Source organism: Bacillus arachidis, assembly GCF_030285945.1.
Lineage (GTDB): Bacteria > Bacillota > Bacilli > Bacillales > Bacillaceae_G > Bacillus_A > Bacillus_A arachidis.
Genome location: NZ_CP127376.1, coordinates 85001 through 105548 on the forward strand (window position 1 = coordinate 85001; position 20548 = coordinate 105548).

The 20548-nt window shown below is 43.3% G+C and carries 10 protein-coding genes, 9 tRNA genes and 6 rRNA genes (1 of these 25 only partly in view); all 25 read left to right on the top strand.

What is annotated here, in order from left to right; all coding sequences use genetic code 11:
- Positions 1 to 26, top strand: a 16S ribosomal RNA gene (locus QRY57_RS02075); it begins 1525 nt to the left of the window's first position.
- Between the two features lie 145 nt (positions 27 to 171).
- A 23S ribosomal RNA gene (locus tag QRY57_RS02080) occupies positions 172 to 3092 on the top strand.
- Positions 3093 to 3183: 91 nt separating this feature from the next.
- Positions 3184 to 3299, top strand: a 5S ribosomal RNA gene (gene rrf / locus QRY57_RS02085).
- A 4-nt stretch (positions 3300 to 3303) separates the two neighbouring features.
- Positions 3304 to 3379: transfer RNA gene (locus tag QRY57_RS02090), tRNA-Val, on the top strand.
- A gap of 5 nt (positions 3380 to 3384) precedes the next feature.
- Positions 3385 to 3460, top strand: a tRNA-Thr gene (locus tag QRY57_RS02095).
- Between the two features lie 13 nt (positions 3461 to 3473).
- Positions 3474 to 3549 (top strand) — tRNA-Lys (locus tag QRY57_RS02100).
- A gap of 13 nt (positions 3550 to 3562) precedes the next feature.
- Positions 3563 to 3643 (top strand) — tRNA-Leu (locus QRY57_RS02105).
- Between the two features lie 29 nt (positions 3644 to 3672).
- Positions 3673 to 3747, top strand: a tRNA-Gly gene (locus QRY57_RS02110).
- Between the two features lie 16 nt (positions 3748 to 3763).
- Positions 3764 to 3852, top strand: a tRNA-Leu gene (locus tag QRY57_RS02115).
- Between the two features lie 3 nt (positions 3853 to 3855).
- Positions 3856 to 3929: transfer RNA gene (locus tag QRY57_RS02120), tRNA-Arg, on the top strand.
- A gap of 9 nt (positions 3930 to 3938) precedes the next feature.
- Positions 3939 to 4012, top strand: a tRNA-Pro gene (locus tag QRY57_RS02125).
- Positions 4013 to 4024: 12 nt separating this feature from the next.
- Positions 4025 to 4100, top strand: a tRNA-Ala gene (locus QRY57_RS02130).
- A 75-nt stretch (positions 4101 to 4175) separates the two neighbouring features.
- Positions 4176 to 5726: ribosomal RNA gene (locus QRY57_RS02135) — 16S ribosomal RNA — on the top strand.
- Positions 5727 to 5871: 145 nt separating this feature from the next.
- Positions 5872 to 8792 (top strand): 23S ribosomal RNA (locus tag QRY57_RS02140).
- A 50-nt stretch (positions 8793 to 8842) separates the two neighbouring features.
- Positions 8843 to 8958 (top strand): 5S ribosomal RNA (rrf, locus tag QRY57_RS02145).
- The 16S, 23S and 5S rRNA genes sit together here with 9 tRNA genes alongside, the layout of an rRNA operon.
- Positions 8959 to 9168: 210 nt before the next feature.
- Positions 9169 to 9630 (top strand): CtsR family transcriptional regulator, encoded by a 462-nt coding sequence (locus tag QRY57_RS02150; RefSeq protein ID WP_286016582.1) that lies wholly within the window; start codon positions 9169 to 9171, stop codon positions 9628 to 9630.
- A gap of 147 nt (positions 9631 to 9777) precedes the next feature.
- Positions 9778 to 10326 carry a protein-arginine kinase activator protein McsA gene (gene mcsA, locus QRY57_RS02155; RefSeq protein ID WP_026593142.1) on the top strand — a complete coding sequence of 183 codons (549 nt, stop codon included), beginning with the start codon at positions 9778 to 9780 and terminating at the stop codon, positions 10324 to 10326.
- A gap of 4 nt (positions 10327 to 10330) precedes the next feature.
- Entirely contained in the window at positions 10331 to 11395 is a 1065-nt protein-coding gene (gene mcsB, locus QRY57_RS02160) for a protein-arginine kinase McsB (protein WP_286016583.1), read from the top strand.
- A 22-nt stretch (positions 11396 to 11417) separates the two neighbouring features.
- Positions 11418 to 13853 (top strand): ATP-dependent protease ATP-binding subunit ClpC, encoded by a 2436-nt coding sequence (gene clpC, locus QRY57_RS02165; RefSeq protein ID WP_286016584.1) that lies wholly within the window; start codon positions 11418 to 11420, stop codon positions 13851 to 13853.
- Between the two features lie 95 nt (positions 13854 to 13948).
- Positions 13949 to 15325: a DNA repair protein RadA gene (gene radA, locus QRY57_RS02170; RefSeq protein WP_026593145.1), complete on the top strand. Its 1377-nt coding sequence runs from the start codon at positions 13949 to 13951 to the stop codon at positions 15323 to 15325.
- 3 nt (positions 15326 to 15328) lie between these two features.
- The gene (gene disA / locus QRY57_RS02175; RefSeq protein ID WP_026593146.1) at positions 15329 to 16405 is read left to right on the top strand and encodes a DNA integrity scanning diadenylate cyclase DisA; all 1077 of its coding nucleotides are present in this window, start codon (positions 15329 to 15331) and stop codon (positions 16403 to 16405) included.
- A gap of 160 nt (positions 16406 to 16565) precedes the next feature.
- The gene (locus QRY57_RS02180) at positions 16566 to 17684 is read left to right on the top strand and encodes a PIN/TRAM domain-containing protein (RefSeq protein WP_090694445.1); all 1119 of its coding nucleotides are present in this window, start codon (positions 16566 to 16568) and stop codon (positions 17682 to 17684) included.
- 16 nt (positions 17685 to 17700) lie between these two features.
- Positions 17701 to 18384: a 2-C-methyl-D-erythritol 4-phosphate cytidylyltransferase gene (gene ispD, locus QRY57_RS02185; protein ID WP_208019191.1), complete on the top strand. Its 684-nt coding sequence runs from the start codon at positions 17701 to 17703 to the stop codon at positions 18382 to 18384.
- Positions 18385 to 18490: 106 nt separating this feature from the next.
- Positions 18491 to 18967 carry a 2-C-methyl-D-erythritol 2,4-cyclodiphosphate synthase gene (gene ispF, locus QRY57_RS02190; RefSeq protein ID WP_286016585.1) on the top strand — a complete coding sequence of 159 codons (477 nt, stop codon included), beginning with the start codon at positions 18491 to 18493 and terminating at the stop codon, positions 18965 to 18967.
- An 89-nt stretch (positions 18968 to 19056) separates the two neighbouring features.
- Positions 19057 to 20514 (top strand): glutamate--tRNA ligase, encoded by a 1458-nt coding sequence (gene gltX / locus QRY57_RS02195; protein WP_286016586.1) that lies wholly within the window; start codon positions 19057 to 19059, stop codon positions 20512 to 20514.
- Positions 20515 to 20548 lie beyond the last annotated feature (34 nt).

Consider the following 20548-nt stretch of genomic DNA (forward strand, 5'->3'; position numbering starts at 1 on the left):
GAAGGTGCGGCTGGATCACCTCCTTTCTATGGAGAATTGATGAACGCTGTTCATCAATATAAGTTTCCGTGTTTCGTTTTGTTCAGTTTTGAGAGAACTATCTCTCAGAAATAAATGTATGTTCTTTGAAAACTAGATAACAGTGTAGCTCATATTTTTTAATTTTAGTTTGGTTAAGTTAGAAAGGGCGCACGGTGGATGCCTTGACACTAGGAGTCGATGAAGGACGGGACTAACGCCGATATGCTTCGGGGAGCTGTAAGTAAGCTTTGATCCGAAGATTTCCGAATGGGGAAACCCACCATACGTAATGGTATGGTATCCTTATCTGAATACATAGGGTAAGGAAGACAGACCCAGGGAACTGAAACATCTAAGTACCTGGAGGAAGAGAAAGCAAATGCGATTTCCTGAGTAGCGGCGAGCGAAACGGAATCTAGCCCAAACCAAGAGGCTTGCCTCTTGGGGTTGTAGGACATTCTATACGGAGTTACAAAGGAACGAGGTAGACGAAGCAGTCTGGAAAGGCTCGTCACAGAGGGTAACAACCCCGTAGTCGAAACTTCGTTCTCTCTTGAATGTATCCTGAGTACGGCGGAACACGTGAAATTCCGTCGGAATCCGGGAGGACCATCTCCCAAGGCTAAATACTCCCTAGTGATCGATAGTGAACCAGTACCGTGAGGGAAAGGTGAAAAGCACCCCGGAAGGGGAGTGAAAGAGATCCTGAAACCGTGTGCCTACAAATAGTCAGAGCCCGTTAACGGGTGATGGCGTGCCTTTTGTAGAATGAACCGGCGAGTTACGATCCCGTGCGAGGTTAAGCTGAAGAGGCGGAGCCGTAGCGAAAGCGAGTCTGAATAGGGCGTTTAGTACGTGGTCGTAGACCCGAAACCAGGTGATCTACCCATGTCCAGGGTGAAGTTCAGGTAACACTGAATGGAGGCCCGAACCCACGCACGTTGAAAAGTGCGGGGATGAGGTGTGGGTAGCGGAGAAATTCCAATCGAACCTGGAGATAGCTGGTTCTCCCCGAAATAGCTTTAGGGCTAGCCTCAAGTGTTAGAGTCTTGGAGGTAGAGCACTGATTGGACTAGGGGTCCTCATCGGATTACCGAATTCAGTCAAACTCCGAATGCCAATGACTTATCCTTGGGAGTCAGACTGCGAGTGATAAGATCCGTAGTCAAAAGGGAAACAGCCCAGACCGCCAGCTAAGGTCCCAAAGTGTGTATTAAGTGGAAAAGGATGTGGAGTTGCTTAGACAACTAGGATGTTGGCTTAGAAGCAGCCACCATTTAAAGAGTGCGTAATAGCTCACTAGTCGAGTGACTCTGCGCCGAAAATGTACCGGGGCTAAATACACCACCGAAGCTGCGGATTGATACTTACGTATCAGTGGTAGGGGAGCGTTCTAAGGACAGTGAAGTCAGACCGGAAGGACTGGTGGAGTGCTTAGAAGTGAGAATGCCGGTATGAGTAGCGAAAGACGGGTGAGAATCCCGTCCACCGAATGCCTAAGGTTTCCTGAGGAAGGCTCGTCCGCTCAGGGTTAGTCAGGACCTAAGCCGAGGCCGACAGGCGTAGGCGATGGACAACAGGTTGATATTCCTGTACCACCTCTTTATCGTTTGAGCAATGGAGGGACGCAGAAGGATAGAAGAAGCGTGCGATTGGTTGTGCACGTCCAAGCAGTTAGGCTGATAAGTAGGCAAATCCGCTTATCGTGAAGGCTGAGCTGTGATGGGGAAGCTCCTTATGGAGCGAAGTCTTTGATTCCCCGCTGCCAAGAAAAGCTTCTAGCGAGATAAAAGGTGCCTGTACCGCAAACCGACACAGGTAGGCGAGGAGAGAATCCTAAGGTGAGCGAGAGAACTCTGGTTAAGGAACTCGGCAAAATGACCCCGTAACTTCGGGAGAAGGGGTGCTTTCTTAACGGAAAGCCGCAGTGAATAGGCCCAAGCGACTGTTTAGCAAAAACACAGGTCTCTGCGAAGCCGTAAGGCGAAGTATAGGGGCTGACACCTGCCCGGTGCTGGAAGGTTAAGGAGAGGGGTTAGCGCAAGCGAAGCTCTGAACTGAAGCCCCAGTAAACGGCGGCCGTAACTATAACGGTCCTAAGGTAGCGAAATTCCTTGTCGGGTAAGTTCCGACCCGCACGAAAGGTGTAACGATTTGGGCACTGTCTCAACCAGAGACTCGGTGAAATTATAGTACCTGTGAAGATGCAGGTTACCCGCGACAGGACGGAAAGACCCCGTGGAGCTTTACTGTAGCCTGATATTGAATTTTGGTACAGCTTGTACAGGATAGGCGGGAGCCTTTGAAGCCGGAGCGCTAGCTTCGGTGGAGGCGCTGGTGGGATACCGCCCTGGCTGTATTGAAATTCTAACCTACGGGTCTTATCGACCCGGGAGACAGTGTCAGGTGGGCAGTTTGACTGGGGCGGTCGCCTCCTAAAGTGTAACGGAGGCGCCCAAAGGTTCCCTCAGAATGGTTGGAAATCATTCGTAGAGTGCAAAGGCATAAGGGAGCTTGACTGCGAGACCTACAAGTCGAGCAGGGACGAAAGTCGGGCTTAGTGATCCGGTGGTTCCGCATGGAAGGGCCATCGCTCAACGGATAAAAGCTACCCCGGGGATAACAGGCTTATCTCCCCCAAGAGTCCACATCGACGGGGAGGTTTGGCACCTCGATGTCGGCTCATCGCATCCTGGGGCTGTAGTCGGTCCCAAGGGTTGGGCTGTTCGCCCATTAAAGCGGTACGCGAGCTGGGTTCAGAACGTCGTGAGACAGTTCGGTCCCTATCCGTCGTGGGCGTAGGAAATTTGAGAGGAGCTGTCCTTAGTACGAGAGGACCGGGATGGACGCACCGCTGGTGTACCAGTTGTTCTGCCAAGGGCATAGCTGGGTAGCTATGTGCGGAAGGGATAAGTGCTGAAAGCATCTAAGCATGAAGCCCCCCTCAAGATGAGATTTCCCATAGCGTAAGCTAGTAAGATCCCTGAAAGATGATCAGGTTGATAGGTTCGAGGTGGAAGCATGGTGACATGTGGAGCTGACGAATACTAATAGATCGAGGACTTAACCATATAATATGAAGCAAATGTTATCTAGTTTTGAAGGAATATATATTTGAAATTCCTGTTGACATTCTGAAAAGAATGTGTATAATAATAAAAGTCTGGTAATGATGGCAGAGAGGTCACACCCGTTCCCATACCGAACACGGAAGTTAAGCTCTCTAGCGCCGATGGTAGTTGGGGCCTTGCCCCTGTGAGAGTAGGACGTTGCCAGGCAAATGGAGGATTAGCTCAGCTGGGAGAGCACCTGCCTTACAAGCAGGGGGTCGGCGGTTCGATCCCGTCATCCTCCACCATATACGCCGGCTTAGCTCAATTGGTAGAGCAACTGACTTGTAATCAGTAGGTTGGGGGTTCAAGTCCTCTAGCCGGCACCAGTTTTTATTGTACGAGCCATTAGCTCAGTTGGTAGAGCATCTGACTTTTAATCAGAGGGTCGAAGGTTCGAGTCCTTCATGGCTCACCATTTATAATGTTTTGCGGGTGTGGCGGAATTGGCAGACGCACCAGACTTAGGATCTGGCGCCTTTGGCGTGGGGGTTCGACTCCCTTCACCCGCACTTTATAAACAAAATGAATTTCATATCGAGCGGAAGTAGTTCAGTGGTAGAATACAACCTTGCCAAGGTTGGGGTCGCGGGTTCGAATCCCGTCTTCCGCTCCAATTTACAATATGATATGCCGGGGTGGCGGAACAGGCAGACGCACAGGACTTAAAATCCTGCGGTGGGTGACCACCGTGCGGGTTCGACCCCCGCCCTCGGCACCATATGCGCCCGTAGCTCAATTGGATAGAGCGTTTGACTACGGATCAAAAGGTTAGGGGTTCGAGTCCTCTCGGGCGCGTTTTTCCTTCGGGAAGTGGCTCAGCTTGGTAGAGCACCTGGTTTGGGACCAGGGGGTCGCAGGTTCAAATCCTGTCTTCCCGATATTTTAAATATGGGGCCTTAGCTCAGCTGGGAGAGCGCCTGCCTTGCACGCAGGAGGTCAGCGGTTCGATCCCGCTAGGCTCCACCAAAAGTTCTTTGAAAACTGAACGAAACAAACAACGTGAAACGTCAATTTTTATTTTAGATGCTAGACAAACTAACTTTATTGGAGAGTTTGATCCTGGCTCAGGATGAACGCTGGCGGCGTGCCTAATACATGCAAGTCGAGCGAATGGATTAAGAGCTTGCTCTTATGAAGTTAGCGGCGGACGGGTGAGTAACACGTGGGTAACCTGCCCATAAGACTGGGATAACTCCGGGAAACCGGGGCTAATACCGGATAACATTTTGCACCGCATGGTGCGAAATTGAAAGGCGGCTTCGGCTGTCACTTATGGATGGACCCGCGTCGCATTAGCTAGTTGGTGAGGTAACGGCTCACCAAGGCAACGATGCGTAGCCGACCTGAGAGGGTGATCGGCCACACTGGGACTGAGACACGGCCCAGACTCCTACGGGAGGCAGCAGTAGGGAATCTTCCGCAATGGACGAAAGTCTGACGGAGCAACGCCGCGTGAGTGATGAAGGCTTTCGGGTCGTAAAACTCTGTTGTTAGGGAAGAACAAGTGCTAGTTGAATAAGCTGGCACCTTGACGGTACCTAACCAGAAAGCCACGGCTAACTACGTGCCAGCAGCCGCGGTAATACGTAGGTGGCAAGCGTTATCCGGAATTATTGGGCGTAAAGCGCGCGCAGGTGGTTTCTTAAGTCTGATGTGAAAGCCCACGGCTCAACCGTGGAGGGTCATTGGAAACTGGGAGACTTGAGTGCAGAAGAGGAAAGTGGAATTCCATGTGTAGCGGTGAAATGCGTAGAGATATGGAGGAACACCAGTGGCGAAGGCGACTTTCTGGTCTGTAACTGACACTGAGGCGCGAAAGCGTGGGGAGCAAACAGGATTAGATACCCTGGTAGTCCACGCCGTAAACGATGAGTGCTAAGTGTTAGAGGGTTTCCGCCCTTTAGTGCTGAAGTTAACGCATTAAGCACTCCGCCTGGGGAGTACGGCCGCAAGGCTGAAACTCAAAGGAATTGACGGGGGCCCGCACAAGCGGTGGAGCATGTGGTTTAATTCGAAGCAACGCGAAGAACCTTACCAGGTCTTGACATCCTCTGACAACCCTAGAGATAGGGCTTCCCCTTCGGGGGCAGAGTGACAGGTGGTGCATGGTTGTCGTCAGCTCGTGTCGTGAGATGTTGGGTTAAGTCCCGCAACGAGCGCAACCCTTGATCTTAGTTGCCATCATTAAGTTGGGCACTCTAAGGTGACTGCCGGTGACAAACCGGAGGAAGGTGGGGATGACGTCAAATCATCATGCCCCTTATGACCTGGGCTACACACGTGCTACAATGGACGGTACAAAGAGCTGCAAGACCGCGAGGTGGAGCTAATCTCATAAAACCGTTCTCAGTTCGGATTGTAGGCTGCAACTCGCCTACATGAAGCTGGAATCGCTAGTAATCGCGGATCAGCATGCCGCGGTGAATACGTTCCCGGGCCTTGTACACACCGCCCGTCACACCACGAGAGTTTGTAACACCCGAAGTCGGTGGGGTAACCTTTTGGAGCCAGCCGCCTAAGGTGGGACAGATGATTGGGGTGAAGTCGTAACAAGGTAGCCGTATCGGAAGGTGCGGCTGGATCACCTCCTTTCTATGGAGAATTGATGAACGCTGTTCATCAATATAAGTTTCCGTGTTTCGTTTTGTTCAGTTTTGAGAGAACTATCTCTCAGAAATAAATGTATGTTCTTTGAAAACTAGATAACAGTGTAGCTCATATTTTTTAATTTTAGTTTGGTTAAGTTAGAAAGGGCGCACGGTGGATGCCTTGACACTAGGAGTCGATGAAGGACGGGACTAACGCCGATATGCTTCGGGGAGCTGTAAGTAAGCTTTGATCCGAAGATTTCCGAATGGGGAAACCCACCATACGTAATGGTATGGTATCCTTATCTGAATACATAGGGTAAGGAAGACAGACCCAGGGAACTGAAACATCTAAGTACCTGGAGGAAGAGAAAGCAAATGCGATTTCCTGAGTAGCGGCGAGCGAAACGGAATCTAGCCCAAACCAAGAGGCTTGCCTCTTGGGGTTGTAGGACATTCTATACGGAGTTACAAAGGAACGAGGTAGACGAAGCAGTCTGGAAAGGCTCGTCACAGAGGGTAACAACCCCGTAGTCGAAACTTCGTTCTCTCTTGAATGTATCCTGAGTACGGCGGAACACGTGAAATTCCGTCGGAATCCGGGAGGACCATCTCCCAAGGCTAAATACTCCCTAGTGATCGATAGTGAACCAGTACCGTGAGGGAAAGGTGAAAAGCACCCCGGAAGGGGAGTGAAAGAGATCCTGAAACCGTGTGCCTACAAATAGTCAGAGCCCGTTAACGGGTGATGGCGTGCCTTTTGTAGAATGAACCGGCGAGTTACGATCCCGTGCGAGGTTAAGCTGAAGAGGCGGAGCCGTAGCGAAAGCGAGTCTGAATAGGGCGTTTAGTACGTGGTCGTAGACCCGAAACCAGGTGATCTACCCATGTCCAGGGTGAAGTTCAGGTAACACTGAATGGAGGCCCGAACCCACGCACGTTGAAAAGTGCGGGGATGAGGTGTGGGTAGCGGAGAAATTCCAATCGAACCTGGAGATAGCTGGTTCTCCCCGAAATAGCTTTAGGGCTAGCCTCAAGTGTTAGAGTCTTGGAGGTAGAGCACTGATTGGACTAGGGGTCCTCATCGGATTACCGAATTCAGTCAAACTCCGAATGCCAATGACTTATCCTTGGGAGTCAGACTGCGAGTGATAAGATCCGTAGTCAAAAGGGAAACAGCCCAGACCGCCAGCTAAGGTCCCAAAGTGTGTATTAAGTGGAAAAGGATGTGGAGTTGCTTAGACAACTAGGATGTTGGCTTAGAAGCAGCCACCATTTAAAGAGTGCGTAATAGCTCACTAGTCGAGTGACTCTGCGCCGAAAATGTACCGGGGCTAAATACACCACCGAAGCTGCGGATTGATACTTACGTATCAGTGGTAGGGGAGCGTTCTAAGGACAGTGAAGTCAGACCGGAAGGACTGGTGGAGTGCTTAGAAGTGAGAATGCCGGTATGAGTAGCGAAAGACGGGTGAGAATCCCGTCCACCGAATGCCTAAGGTTTCCTGAGGAAGGCTCGTCCGCTCAGGGTTAGTCAGGACCTAAGCCGAGGCCGACAGGCGTAGGCGATGGACAACAGGTTGATATTCCTGTACCACCTCTTTATCGTTTGAGCAATGGAGGGACGCAGAAGGATAGAAGAAGCGTGCGATTGGTTGTGCACGTCCAAGCAGTTAGGCTGATAAGTAGGCAAATCCGCTTATCGTGAAGGCTGAGCTGTGATGGGGAAGCTCCTTATGGAGCGAAGTCTTTGATTCCCCGCTGCCAAGAAAAGCTTCTAGCGAGATAAAAGGTGCCTGTACCGCAAACCGACACAGGTAGGCGAGGAGAGAATCCTAAGGTGAGCGAGAGAACTCTGGTTAAGGAACTCGGCAAAATGACCCCGTAACTTCGGGAGAAGGGGTGCTTTCTTAACGGAAAGCCGCAGTGAATAGGCCCAAGCGACTGTTTAGCAAAAACACAGGTCTCTGCGAAGCCGTAAGGCGAAGTATAGGGGCTGACACCTGCCCGGTGCTGGAAGGTTAAGGAGAGGGGTTAGCGCAAGCGAAGCTCTGAACTGAAGCCCCAGTAAACGGCGGCCGTAACTATAACGGTCCTAAGGTAGCGAAATTCCTTGTCGGGTAAGTTCCGACCCGCACGAAAGGTGTAACGATTTGGGCACTGTCTCAACCAGAGACTCGGTGAAATTATAGTACCTGTGAAGATGCAGGTTACCCGCGACAGGACGGAAAGACCCCGTGGAGCTTTACTGTAGCCTGATATTGAATTTTGGTACAGCTTGTACAGGATAGGCGGGAGCCTTTGAAGCCGGAGCGCTAGCTTCGGTGGAGGCGCTGGTGGGATACCGCCCTGGCTGTATTGAAATTCTAACCTACGGGTCTTATCGACCCGGGAGACAGTGTCAGGTGGGCAGTTTGACTGGGGCGGTCGCCTCCTAAAGTGTAACGGAGGCGCCCAAAGGTTCCCTCAGAATGGTTGGAAATCATTCGTAGAGTGCAAAGGCATAAGGGAGCTTGACTGCGAGACCTACAAGTCGAGCAGGGACGAAAGTCGGGCTTAGTGATCCGGTGGTTCCGCATGGAAGGGCCATCGCTCAACGGATAAAAGCTACCCCGGGGATAACAGGCTTATCTCCCCCAAGAGTCCACATCGACGGGGAGGTTTGGCACCTCGATGTCGGCTCATCGCATCCTGGGGCTGTAGTCGGTCCCAAGGGTTGGGCTGTTCGCCCATTAAAGCGGTACGCGAGCTGGGTTCAGAACGTCGTGAGACAGTTCGGTCCCTATCCGTCGTGGGCGTAGGAAATTTGAGAGGAGCTGTCCTTAGTACGAGAGGACCGGGATGGACGCACCGCTGGTGTACCAGTTGTTCTGCCAAGGGCATAGCTGGGTAGCTATGTGCGGAAGGGATAAGTGCTGAAAGCATCTAAGCATGAAGCCCCCCTCAAGATGAGATTTCCCATAGCGTAAGCTAGTAAGATCCCTGAAAGATGATCAGGTTGATAGGTTCGAGGTGGAAGCATGGTGACATGTGGAGCTGACGAATACTAATAGATCGAGGACTTAACCATATAATATGAAGCAAATGTTATCTAGTTTTGAAGGAATATGCCTTCAATAGTTTGGTGATGATGGCAGAGAGGTCACACCCGTTCCCATACCGAACACGGAAGTTAAGCTCTCTAGCGCCGATGGTAGTTGGGACCTTGTCCCTGTGAGAGTAGGACGTCGCCAAGCAAAAAAAGCACGAGTCAATTGACTCGTGCTTTTTTTGTATTACTATGCAATAAAACTGGGAAATTTATCTTGTTATATAAAATATGAACTCAGTGATTAAAGAACTAAAATTTTGGCTAGGATAGTGAAGAAGCAAAAGAGTTGCAAATTTCTTTAATACGTATATAATTAAAGTCAAAGATAGTCAAAGTCAATAAAGGTGGCGGATAAATGAGAAATATATCTGATATCATTGAGCAACATCTAAAGCAAGTTATTGACTTAAGCAATAATAATGTGATTGAGATTAAGAGAAATGAGATTGCGGACCGATTTGATTGTGTCCCATCTCAAATTAATTATGTAATCAATACTCGCTTTACGTTAGAAAGAGGGTTTGTCGTTGAAAGTAAACGAGGCGGCGGTGGTTACATTCGCATTATCAAAGTCAAATTGCATGACGATGTAGACATTATTGATCAAATGCTTCATATGATTGAGCATAGCATTGCGCAGGGAAATGCGGAAAGTATCATCATACGATTAGTAGAAGAAGATATTGTGACAAATCGGGAAGCAAAACTTATGCTGAGCGTATTAGATCGATCCGTATTATTAATGGATTTGCCTTCGCGGGATCAACTTAGGGCTCGAATATTATGCGCAATGTTGAGGACACTGAAATATAAATAAATACAGCTTTTGTTAAAAATGTTTTTAGCGGTATATCATTTTATCGTGAGGCTTTTTATAGGCGAGATTAAGTGAACAAAATAATCTAGTCACGTATAAAAAGTATCATGAATTAGATTGTTCCTATTGTGAAGGTGGGGATATAAGATGACTTGTCAAAATTGCAATGTAAGACCAGCAGCTTTACATTATACAAAAGTGATAAACGGACAAAAGACGGAAGTTCATCTTTGTGAGCAATGTGCAGAACAAAATGGCTATACGTCTTTCTTTCAATCACCACAACCTAGTTTTTCCTTTCATGACTTACTAGCTGGATTGCTACATGGAGAATCATCAATGTTTGAAAACCAAGAGGATAATTTTTTAGATACAAGGGTGTTACGGTGTTCAACTTGCAATATGACATATGAACAGTTTGCAAAAGTGGGACGCTTTGGATGCGCTTCGTGTTATGAGACATTTAAGGAACAACTAAAGCCCATGTTGAAGCGACTTCATGGTGGTTATACACAACATTGTGGAAAAATTCCAGAGCGTATGGGAGGAAATATTCATCTAAAGAAAGAATTAGATGAACTAAAATTAAAATTAAAGCAATGTGTACAGAAAGAAGAATTTGAGGAAGCAGCTCAAATTCGTGATCAAATTCGAAGTATTATAAATCAACTTAGTGGACATAGAAAGGGGGAATAATTCTATGTCACTAGATCGTATTATGAATGAAGCAATTAGTCCATGGATGAAGGGAGATGGCCCTGATTCTGATATTGTTTTAAGTAGTCGCATTCGCTTGGCTCGTAATTTAAAAGATTATCATTTCCCTACTATGCAGACAAACGAAGAAGCTAAGCAGATTACTAATTTATTTCAAAAGAAACTGGCAAATCGGAAAGTGAAATCTTTTGGGAGTTTTGAACTGTTAAAGATGAACGAACTAAATCCACTTCAGCGAAGAGTTTTAGTAGAAAAACATTTAATCAGTCCTAATCTTGCTGGAACAGAATTTGGTGCTTGTTTACTATCAGAAGATGAACATATAAGTGTGATGCTTAATGAAGAAGATCATGTGCGAATTCAATGTTTGCTCTCAGGATTGCAATTATCAGAGGCGCTACAACGCGCAAACAAAATGGATAATTGGATTGAAGGAGCAGTTGAATATGCTTTTGATGAAGCGCTTGGCTATATGACAAGTTGCCCCACAAATGTTGGAACGGGGTTACGGGCTTCGGTGATGATACATTTACCAGCACTTGTTTTGACGAAACGAATGAGTCGTATTATACAAGCAATTCAACAATTGGGTTTAGTCGTAAGAGGAATATACGGTGAAGGTAGCGAAGCCTTAGGTAATATATTTCAAATTTCTAATCAAATGACATTAGGAAAATCAGAAGAAGATATTCTAGCAGACTTAGAGAGTGTCGTTCATCAGCTTATACAACAAGAAAGAGTAGCTCGAGAATTGATTATGAAAAATTCAAGTATTGAACTTGAAGACCGAGTATATCGTTCTTACGGTATACTGGCCAATAGTCGATTAATTCAATCGGCAGAGGCGGCTACTTGTCTGTCAGATATGCGGCTAGGCATTGATCTTGGTTATATAAAAAATATATCAAGAAATATTTTAACCGAGTTGATGGTACTAACTCAGCCTGGAATTTTACAGCAATACGCGGGTGGCTCTTTGAGTCCAGAAGAAAGGGATTATCGAAGAGCAACATTAATACGTGAACGACTACGAATTGAACAAAATTGAGCGCAAGTAGGAGGCGATTTCTATGATGTTTGGAAGATTTACAGAACGAGCACAGAAAGTATTAGCTTTATCTCAAGAAGAGGCAATTCGCATTGGGCATAATAATATTGGAACAGAACATATTTTACTTGGGCTTGTACGCGAAGGTGAAGGAATTGCAGCTAAAGCGTTAATCGCCCTTGGATTAAGCCCGGAGAAGGTACAAAAAGAGGTAGAGGCATTGATTGGCCGTGGAACAGAGATGTCTCAAACGGTTCATTATACACCGCGTGCAAAAAAAGTAATTGAATTATCAATGGATGAGGCACGTAAACTTGGTCATTCTTATGTCGGAACAGAACATATTTTATTAGGATTGATTCGTGAAGGTGAAGGCGTTGCGGCGCGAGTATTAAATAACTTAGGTGTAAGTTTAAATAAAGCAAGACAGCAAGTATTACAGCTCCTTGGAAGCAATGAAGCTACATCAGGTCATCAAGGTGGTGCATCAGCAAATGCAAATACACCAACGCTTGATAGTCTAGCACGTGATTTAACGGTTGTGGCACGTGAAGGGCGCCTAGATCCTGTTATTGGCCGTAGTAAAGAGATTCAACGTGTTATTGAAGTACTGAGCCGCAGAACTAAGAATAACCCAGTATTGATCGGAGAACCTGGGGTAGGTAAAACGGCAATAGCTGAGGGCCTAGCACAGCAAATTGTAAATAATGAAGTTCCAGAAACATTACGTGATAAGCGTGTTATGACGTTAGATATGGGTACAGTTGTTGCTGGTACGAAGTATCGTGGTGAATTTGAAGACCGCTTAAAGAAAGTGATGGATGAAATTCGACAAGCGGGTAATATTATCTTGTTTATTGACGAACTTCATACATTAATTGGTGCAGGTGGTGCAGAAGGTGCGATTGACGCATCCAATATTTTAAAACCATCATTAGCACGTGGTGAATTGCAATGCATTGGAGCGACAACGTTAGATGAGTATCGTAAATACATTGAAAAAGATGCAGCGCTGGAAAGACGTTTCCAACCAATTCATGTTGATGAACCGAGCTTAGAAGAATCGATTCAAATTTTAAAAGGATTACGTGACCGTTACGAAGCGCATCATCGTGTTTCCATTACGGATGATGCAATTGATGCATCTGTAAAACTTTCAGATCGTTATATTACAGATCGCTTTTTGCCTGATAAAGCAATTGACTTAATCGATGAAGCAGCTTCAAAAGTACGCTTACGTTCTTATACAACACCACCAAATTTAAAAGAACTTGAAGTGAAGCTTGAAGAAATTCGAAAAGAAAAAGATGCAGCTGTACAGAGCCAAGAGTTTGAAAAGGCAGCTTCTTTACGCGATATGGAACAACGTTTACGTGAAAAGTTAGAAGATACAAAACGTCAGTGGAAAGAGCAGCAAGGAAAAGAAAACTCTGAAGTAACAGTAGAGGATATTGCAAATGTTGTTTCTACGTGGACGCGTATTCCAGTTTCTAAACTTGCACAAACAGAAACAAACAAATTATTGAATCTAGAATCCATTTTACATGACCGTGTAATTGGTCAAGATGAAGCTGTTATTGCGGTAGCGAAAGCAGTGCGCCGTGCACGAGCAGGTTTAAAAGATCCAAAACGTCCAATTGGTTCATTTATTTTCTTGGGACCCACTGGGGTAGGTAAAACCGAATTAGCAAGAGCGCTGGCGGAATCCATGTTTGGTGATGAAGATGCGATGATTCGGATTGATATGTCTGAGTACATGGAGAAACATTCTACTTCTCGCTTAGTTGGATCTCCTCCAGGGTATGTTGGGTACGAAGAGGGCGGTCAATTGACGGAAAAAGTTCGTCGTAAACCATATTCTGTCGTTCTATTAGATGAAGTAGAGAAGGCACATCCAGATGTATTTAACATCTTACTGCAGGTGTTAGAAGATGGCCGTTTAACAGATTCTAAAGGACGCACAGTGGATTTCCGTAATACAATTGTTATTATGACTTCTAACGTTGGTGCTGAGGCATTAAAACGTAATAAACATCTTGGTTTTAACGTACAAGATGAGAGCCGTGATTATTCGGATATGAAGGGTAAAGTAATGGATGAATTGAAAAAAGCATTTCGTCCAGAATTCTTAAACCGTATCGATGAAATCATTGTGTTCCATATGCTTGAGAAAAAACACATTCAGGAAATTGTAACGCTCATGGTGAATCAATTGGTGGGCCGTTTAAAAGAACAAGAAATTGAATTAGAGTTAACAAGCGCAGCGATTGAAGCGATTGCTGATCAAGGATTTGATCGTGAGTATGGTGCTCGGCCACTACGCCGAGCAATTCAAAAACATGTGGAAGATCGATTATCAGAAGAGCTTCTAAAAGGAGCAATTGAGAAAGGTCAAAAAGTTGTCTTCGATGCTGAAGGAGAATCATTTGTCATTCGTAGTGCAGAAAAGGTAAAATAAGTATAGACAAACGAAGAGGGCTAAATAATAGCCCTCTTTCTTGTACAAGAAGGATATATGTTTACATATGAAAGTGAAGTGAAGTAAAAAACAAGATGGCTAAAAAGAAAACGAAATTTATATGTCAAGAATGTGGTTATCAGTCACCAAAATATATGGGGAAGTGTCCTGGATGTGGGCAATGGAATACGCTTGTTGAAGAGATGGAACAAGTTGTATCCTCCCGTCGTATCAACTATGCAAATGCGATTCAAACGGAAGTAACGAAGCCAAGGCGTCTTACAGAGGTAGAAACAAAGTCAGAGGCACGAATTGAAACGAAATTTCAAGAATTTAATCGTGTGCTCGGTGGAGGAATTGTTGATGGTTCTCTCGTACTTATTGGAGGAGACCCTGGAATTGGGAAATCAACTTTATTACTACAAATATCATCGCAATTAGCAGATTCTGCGTATGATGTATTGTATATATCTGGTGAAGAATCAGCAAAACAAATTAAACTTCGTGCAGACCGTCTACATGTAAATGGAAATAACTTATTTGTTGTTTCAGAAACAGATTTACAGAGAATTGCAGCACATATCGACGAAATGAATCCTTCCTTTGTTGTCATTGATTCCATTCAAACTATTTATTTACCAGAAGTAACTTCAGCGCCAGGAAGTGTTTCACAAGTACGTGAATGTACAGCAGAACTGATGAAACTTGCAAAAACGAAAGGAATCCCGATTTTTATCGTAGGACATGTGACCAAAGAAGGCGCAATTGCAGGACCACGTATGTTAGAACATATGGTGGATGCGGTTCTTTATTTTGAAGGAGACCGTCATCACACATATCGTATATTGCGGGCGGTTAAAAATCGTTTTGGTTCTACAAATGAGATGGGTATATTTGAAATGAAGGAATTAGGTCTTGCAGAAGTATTAAATCCTTCAGAAATTTTTCTAGAAGAAAGACCAGTTGGAGTCGCTGGTTCTACAGTTGTTGCTTCCATGGAAGGGACAAGGCCAGTTTTAGTAGAAATACAAGCATTAATTTCTCCTACTAGTTTTGGAAATCCAAGAAGAATGGCTACAGGGATTGATCATAATCGTGTATCGCTTATTATGGCGGTACTAGAAAAAAGAGCAGGTTTATTATTACAAAACCAAGATGCGTATTTAAAGGTTGCTGGAGGGTTAAGATTGGATGAACCAGCAATTGATTTGGCGGTCGCTTTAAGTATTGCATCGAGTTTTCGAGATAAGTCAACTGCACCAACCGATGCGGTAATAGGAGAAGTTGGATTAACTGGCGAAATAAGAAGGGTATCGAGAATTGAACAACGAGTACAAGAAGCGGCTAAACTAGGGTTTCAACGTGCCATTATCCCACGAAAAAATTTAGGGGGTTGGACAATTCCGGATGGGATTGAAGTAGTTGGTGTTTCTAATTTAGGAGAGGCGCTTCGTTTGACATTAGGAGGCTAGGCTATGGAAGAAAACAAGCAACGTGTCAAAAAAAGTATGATTAATATTTTACAGCTTGTTGCACCAGGGACACCTTTGCGAGAAGGTATTGATAATGTACTTCGCGCGCAAACAGGTGGTTTAATTGTCCTTGGATATAATGATCAGATTAAAAGCATTGTTGATGGAGGATTTCACATTAATTGTGCATTCTCTCCCGCTAGTTTATACGAATTAGCAAAAATGGATGGAGCTCTTATTTTAAATGAGACGGGAAGTAAAATTTTGATTGCAAATGCACAACTGGTTCCCGAGTCATCTATTGATTCTATTGAAACAGGGATGCGCCATCGTACAGCAGAGCGCGTAGCGAAGCAAACAGGAAGTCTTGTAGTTGCTATTTCACAAAGACGTAACGTAATTACGCTATATCAGGGAAGTTTACGTTATACATTAAAAGATATAGGTGTTATTTTAACAAAGGCAAATCAGGCTATTCAAACTTTAGAAAAATATAAGGCAGTATGGAATGATGGTATTACGAACTTGGGTATTCTAGAATTTGAGGAAGTTGTTACAATGTCTGAAGTAGTCCATGTCCTACATAGCGTTGAGATGGTACTCCGTATTAAGAATGAAATTCTAAGTTATATTCATGAATTAGGAACAGAAGGCAGACTTATTCGTTTGCAGCTTACGGAGCTATTGGCAGATTTAGAAGCAGAAGCAGCACTATTAATTAAAGACTATTATCAAGAAAAGACGCAGGATCACTATCAAATTTTAAAAAAATTACAGGAACTTGCAAACGCGCAGCTTTTAGAAGATAGTGATTTAGTGAAATTACTTGGTTACCCGGGGCAAATGAGTTTAGAGGAAAGTGTTACACCGAGAGGATATAGGATTACAAGTAAAATTTCTAGGGTACCACCTCTTATTATTGAAAACTTGATCAATCGATTTAAAACATTGCAAGGTGTTTGTCGTGCGAGTATTAATGAGTTAGATGATGTAGAAGGAATTGGAGAAGTTCGGGCGAAAAAAATACGAGAAGGTTTAAAACGAATACAAGAGCATTTGTATATGAGTAGACACAATTAAGAATATTACATTGATTTCATAATATAACGACACTAACACATTTTTGGTATATGATATGTTATATTGGTAAATAAAACAATTTATGAAAAGACACGTCCGCTTTTGCATTCGGCGTTTTGATTAGCAAAACAATGGTTAATAATGAGTAGGAGGTGGTTGGATGTTAAGACGGATCGTACAGCTCTTCTTTTTAGTAATTGGAGGGGCGCTCGGGATTTATTTAATCCCGAAAGTTATTAATGTATTGGACATTGGTGCAGTACCTTTGCTTGAAGGTTCGTATGTTCGTGCAATTATTGGTGCAATTATTTTATTTTTAACAACATTTTGGCTCGTAGATTATATTGTTCAGCTTATTAAACATATTGAAGAAGCCCTTGTAAAGGCGCCAGTAACAGATGTTTTATTTGGTACGCTTGGATTAATTTCGGGTCTTATTGTTGCATATTTAATTTTGATACCAATTCGGGAGTTTACAATCCCGGTCATTAGCACTGTATTACAAATCTTCTTTACACTTTTACTTGGTTACTTAGGATTCCAAGTAGGATTTAAAAAGAGAAATGAATTGTTAGGGTTATTTACATTACCACAGCGCGGTGGTAAGAAGAAAAATAACAATAGTGGGAATGAAGAGGCTGAAGCAGAAACAGGGGTCGAAGAATCTTCTTCTCATTGGAAGATTCTTGATACAAGTGTAATTATCGATGGACGTATTGCGGATATTTGTCAAACAAAGTTTCTAGAAGGAACAATTGTGATTCCTCAATTTGTATTAGAAGAGTTACAACATATTGCCGATTCTTCTGATGCATTAAAGCGTAATCGAGGACGTAGAGGATTAGATATCTTAAATCGTATTCAAAAAGAGATGCCAATTCCAGTAGAGATTTATGAAGGTGATTTCGAAGACATTCAAGAAGTCGATAGCAAACTTGTGAAATTAGCGAAGATAACTGGTGGTACTGTTGTCACAAATGATTTTAATTTAAATAAAGTTTCTGAACTACAAGGAGTAACCGTTCTGAACATTAATGATTTAGCAAATGCAATCAAACCGGTTGTACTTCCAGGTGAAGAACTAAGCGTTTATGTTGTTAAAGATGGAAAAGAACAAAATCAAGGTGTTGCTTATTTAGATGATGGTACAATGATTGTAGTAGAAGATGGACGAGAATATGTTGGTTCACAACTTGATGTACTCGTTACGAGTGTACTACAAACATCTGCTGGTCGAATGATTTTTGCAAAGCGTAAGTTATTAGAAAAAGCATTATAAGTAGAGGATTATTAGCATGTATACATTAATTATTCCGGCTGCGGGCCAAGGAAAGCGAATGGGTGCTGGTAAAAATAAATTATTTTTGCTTATTAATGAAGTGCCTATTATTGTGCATACATTACGTGCCTTTGAAAAAGATGAGGCATGTAAAAATATTATTATGGCAATTAATAAAGAAGAACGCCCTTATTTTGAAGAGCTAATGCAGAGATATCCGATTCAGAAACGCGTACAGTTTATTCAAGGCGGGGCTGAAAGACAAGATAGTGTGTATAATGCACTTCAATATGTAGAAGAAGTCAAATATGTTCTTGTTCATGATGGAGCACGTCCGTTTGTAACAGAACAAATGATTCATGATGTATTGACTGAGGCAAAAGAGAAAGGTGCTTCCATTTGTGCAGTGCCTGTTAAGGATACAGTAAAGAGAGTAGAACAAGATAGCGTTGTTGAAACGGTTGAACGTTCTCAGCTTAGAGCAGTTCAAACACCACAAGGATTTGCTGTTCCACTTTTACTAGAAGCGCATCAAAGTGCAAAGCAAGGATGTTTTCTTGGTACCGACGATGCAAGTCTTGTAGAACGCATAGGAAAAGAAGTAGGCGTAGTAGAGGGGAGTTATTACAATATTAAAGTGACAACTCCAGAAGATTTATTAATTGCTGAAAGTTTCTTGCGTGTTCAGAAGGAACGATAGTGATGGTATAATATTAAGAAAAGCTCGGTAGCTACCGGGCTTTTCTTAATAGATTCATCGACATATGGTCATGAATTTCAGTAGTTTAGTTTGAGGAGGATGTAAAATGTTTCGAATTGGACAAGGCTTTGATGTACACGAATTTGCAGAAGGTAGACCGTTAATTATCGGTGGAATTACGATTCCTCATGAAAAAGGATTATTAGGTCACTCAGATGCAGATGTACTTTTACATACAATTGCTGATGCATGTTTAGGAGCAATTGCTGCAGGTGATATTGGGAAACATTTCCCAGATACAGATCCTGCTTTTAAAGATGCAGATTCAGCTGTGTTATTGCAAAAGGTTTGGGAGTTTGTGCGTGAGCAAGGGTATGAATTAGGTAATTTAGATTGTACAATTATCGCTCAGAAGCCAAAAATGGCACCATATATTGAAAGTATGCGGAAGCGTATTAGTAAATTGTTAGAAACTTCTATAGACAATGTTAATGTGAAGGCGACAACAACTGAAAAATTAGGATTCACAGGAAGAGAAGAAGGGATTGCTTCTCAAGCAGTTGTACTATTACAGAAAAAATAGTTGTTTTTAATTCGTAAGATGGATAATCATATTTTTTTGGTGTACAATTATAGAATGTGTTGACATTAGGAATGGAAGGTGTACCAATTATGGAAAAGCAAGTGAGAGTGCGCTATGCGCCAAGTCCAACAGGACACTTACATATCGGAAATGCGCGTACGGCATTATTTAATTATTTATTTGCTCGTCATCAAGATGGCAAGTTTATCATTCGTATTGAGGATACTGATGTAAAACGTAATGTTGCTGGCGGTGAAGAAAGCCAATTAAAATACTTGAAATGGCTCGGTATGGACTGGGATGAAGGTGTTGATGTTGGTGGTGAATATGGACCATATCGTCAAACAGAACGTTTAGATATTTATAAAAAGTTATATGAAGATTTACTAGAGCGTGGTTTGGCTTATAAATGCTATATGACAGAAGAAGAATTGGAAGCAGAGCGTGAAGGACAAATTGCTCGTGGTGAAACACCTCGTTATGCAGGTAATCACCGTGATTTAACAGAAGAAAAAATTAAACAATTTGAAGCAGAAGGTCGTATTCCAAGTATTCGTTTCCGTGTACCAGCTGACCGCGACTACACATTTAAGGATATCGTAAAAGATGAGGTTGCTTTCCACTCAAATGACTTTGGTGATTTCGTTATTGTGAAAAAAGATGGAATTCCAACTTATAATTTTGCGGTAGCAGTAGACGATCATTTAATGGAGATTACACACGTACTTCGTGGTGATGACCATATTTCTAACACCCCAAAGCAAATGATGATCTATGAAGCTTTCGGTTGGGATGTCCCTCAGTTCGGTCATATGACTTTAATTGTAAATGAAAGTCGTAAAAAGTTAAGTAAACGCGATGAATCTATTATTCAATTTATTGAGCAATATAAAGAGCTGGGATATCTTCCAGAAGCAATCTTTAACTTTATCGCATTGTTAGGTTGGTCACCAGTTGGTGAAGAGGAAATCTTCTCTAAAGATGAATTTATTGAAATGTTTGATGCAGCTCGTTTATCAAAATCACCTGCATTATTTGATTCTCAGAAACTAAAATGGATGAACAACCAGTACATGAAAAAGCAAGATTTAGATACTGTTGTTGCATTAAGTTTACCTCATTTAGTAAAAGCTGGTCGCGTAAGTGAAAACTTAAGTGAGCAAGAGCAAGCTTGGATTCGTGATGTAATTGCTTTATATCATGAGCAAATGAGTTTTGGTGCTGAAATTGTAGAGCTGTCTGAGATGTTCTTTAAAGATCATGTAGATTATGAGGAAGAAGGACAAGAAGTGTTGAAAGGCGAACAAGTACCTGAAGTACTTCGTGCTTTCGCTGCGGAATTAGAAGCTTTAGATGAAATGGAGCCAGCGGCGATTAAGAAGGCTATTAAAGCGGTCCAAAAAGAAACAGGACATAAAGGTAAAAACTTATTTATGCCAATTCGTGTTGCGACTACTGGTCAAACACATGGTCCAGAACTTCCAAATGCAATTGCACTTCTTGGGAAAGAAAAAGTTTTAAACCGTATTCTTAAAGTAATTGGTTAACATTTGACGAATTTAGAAATATAATAAGAATACA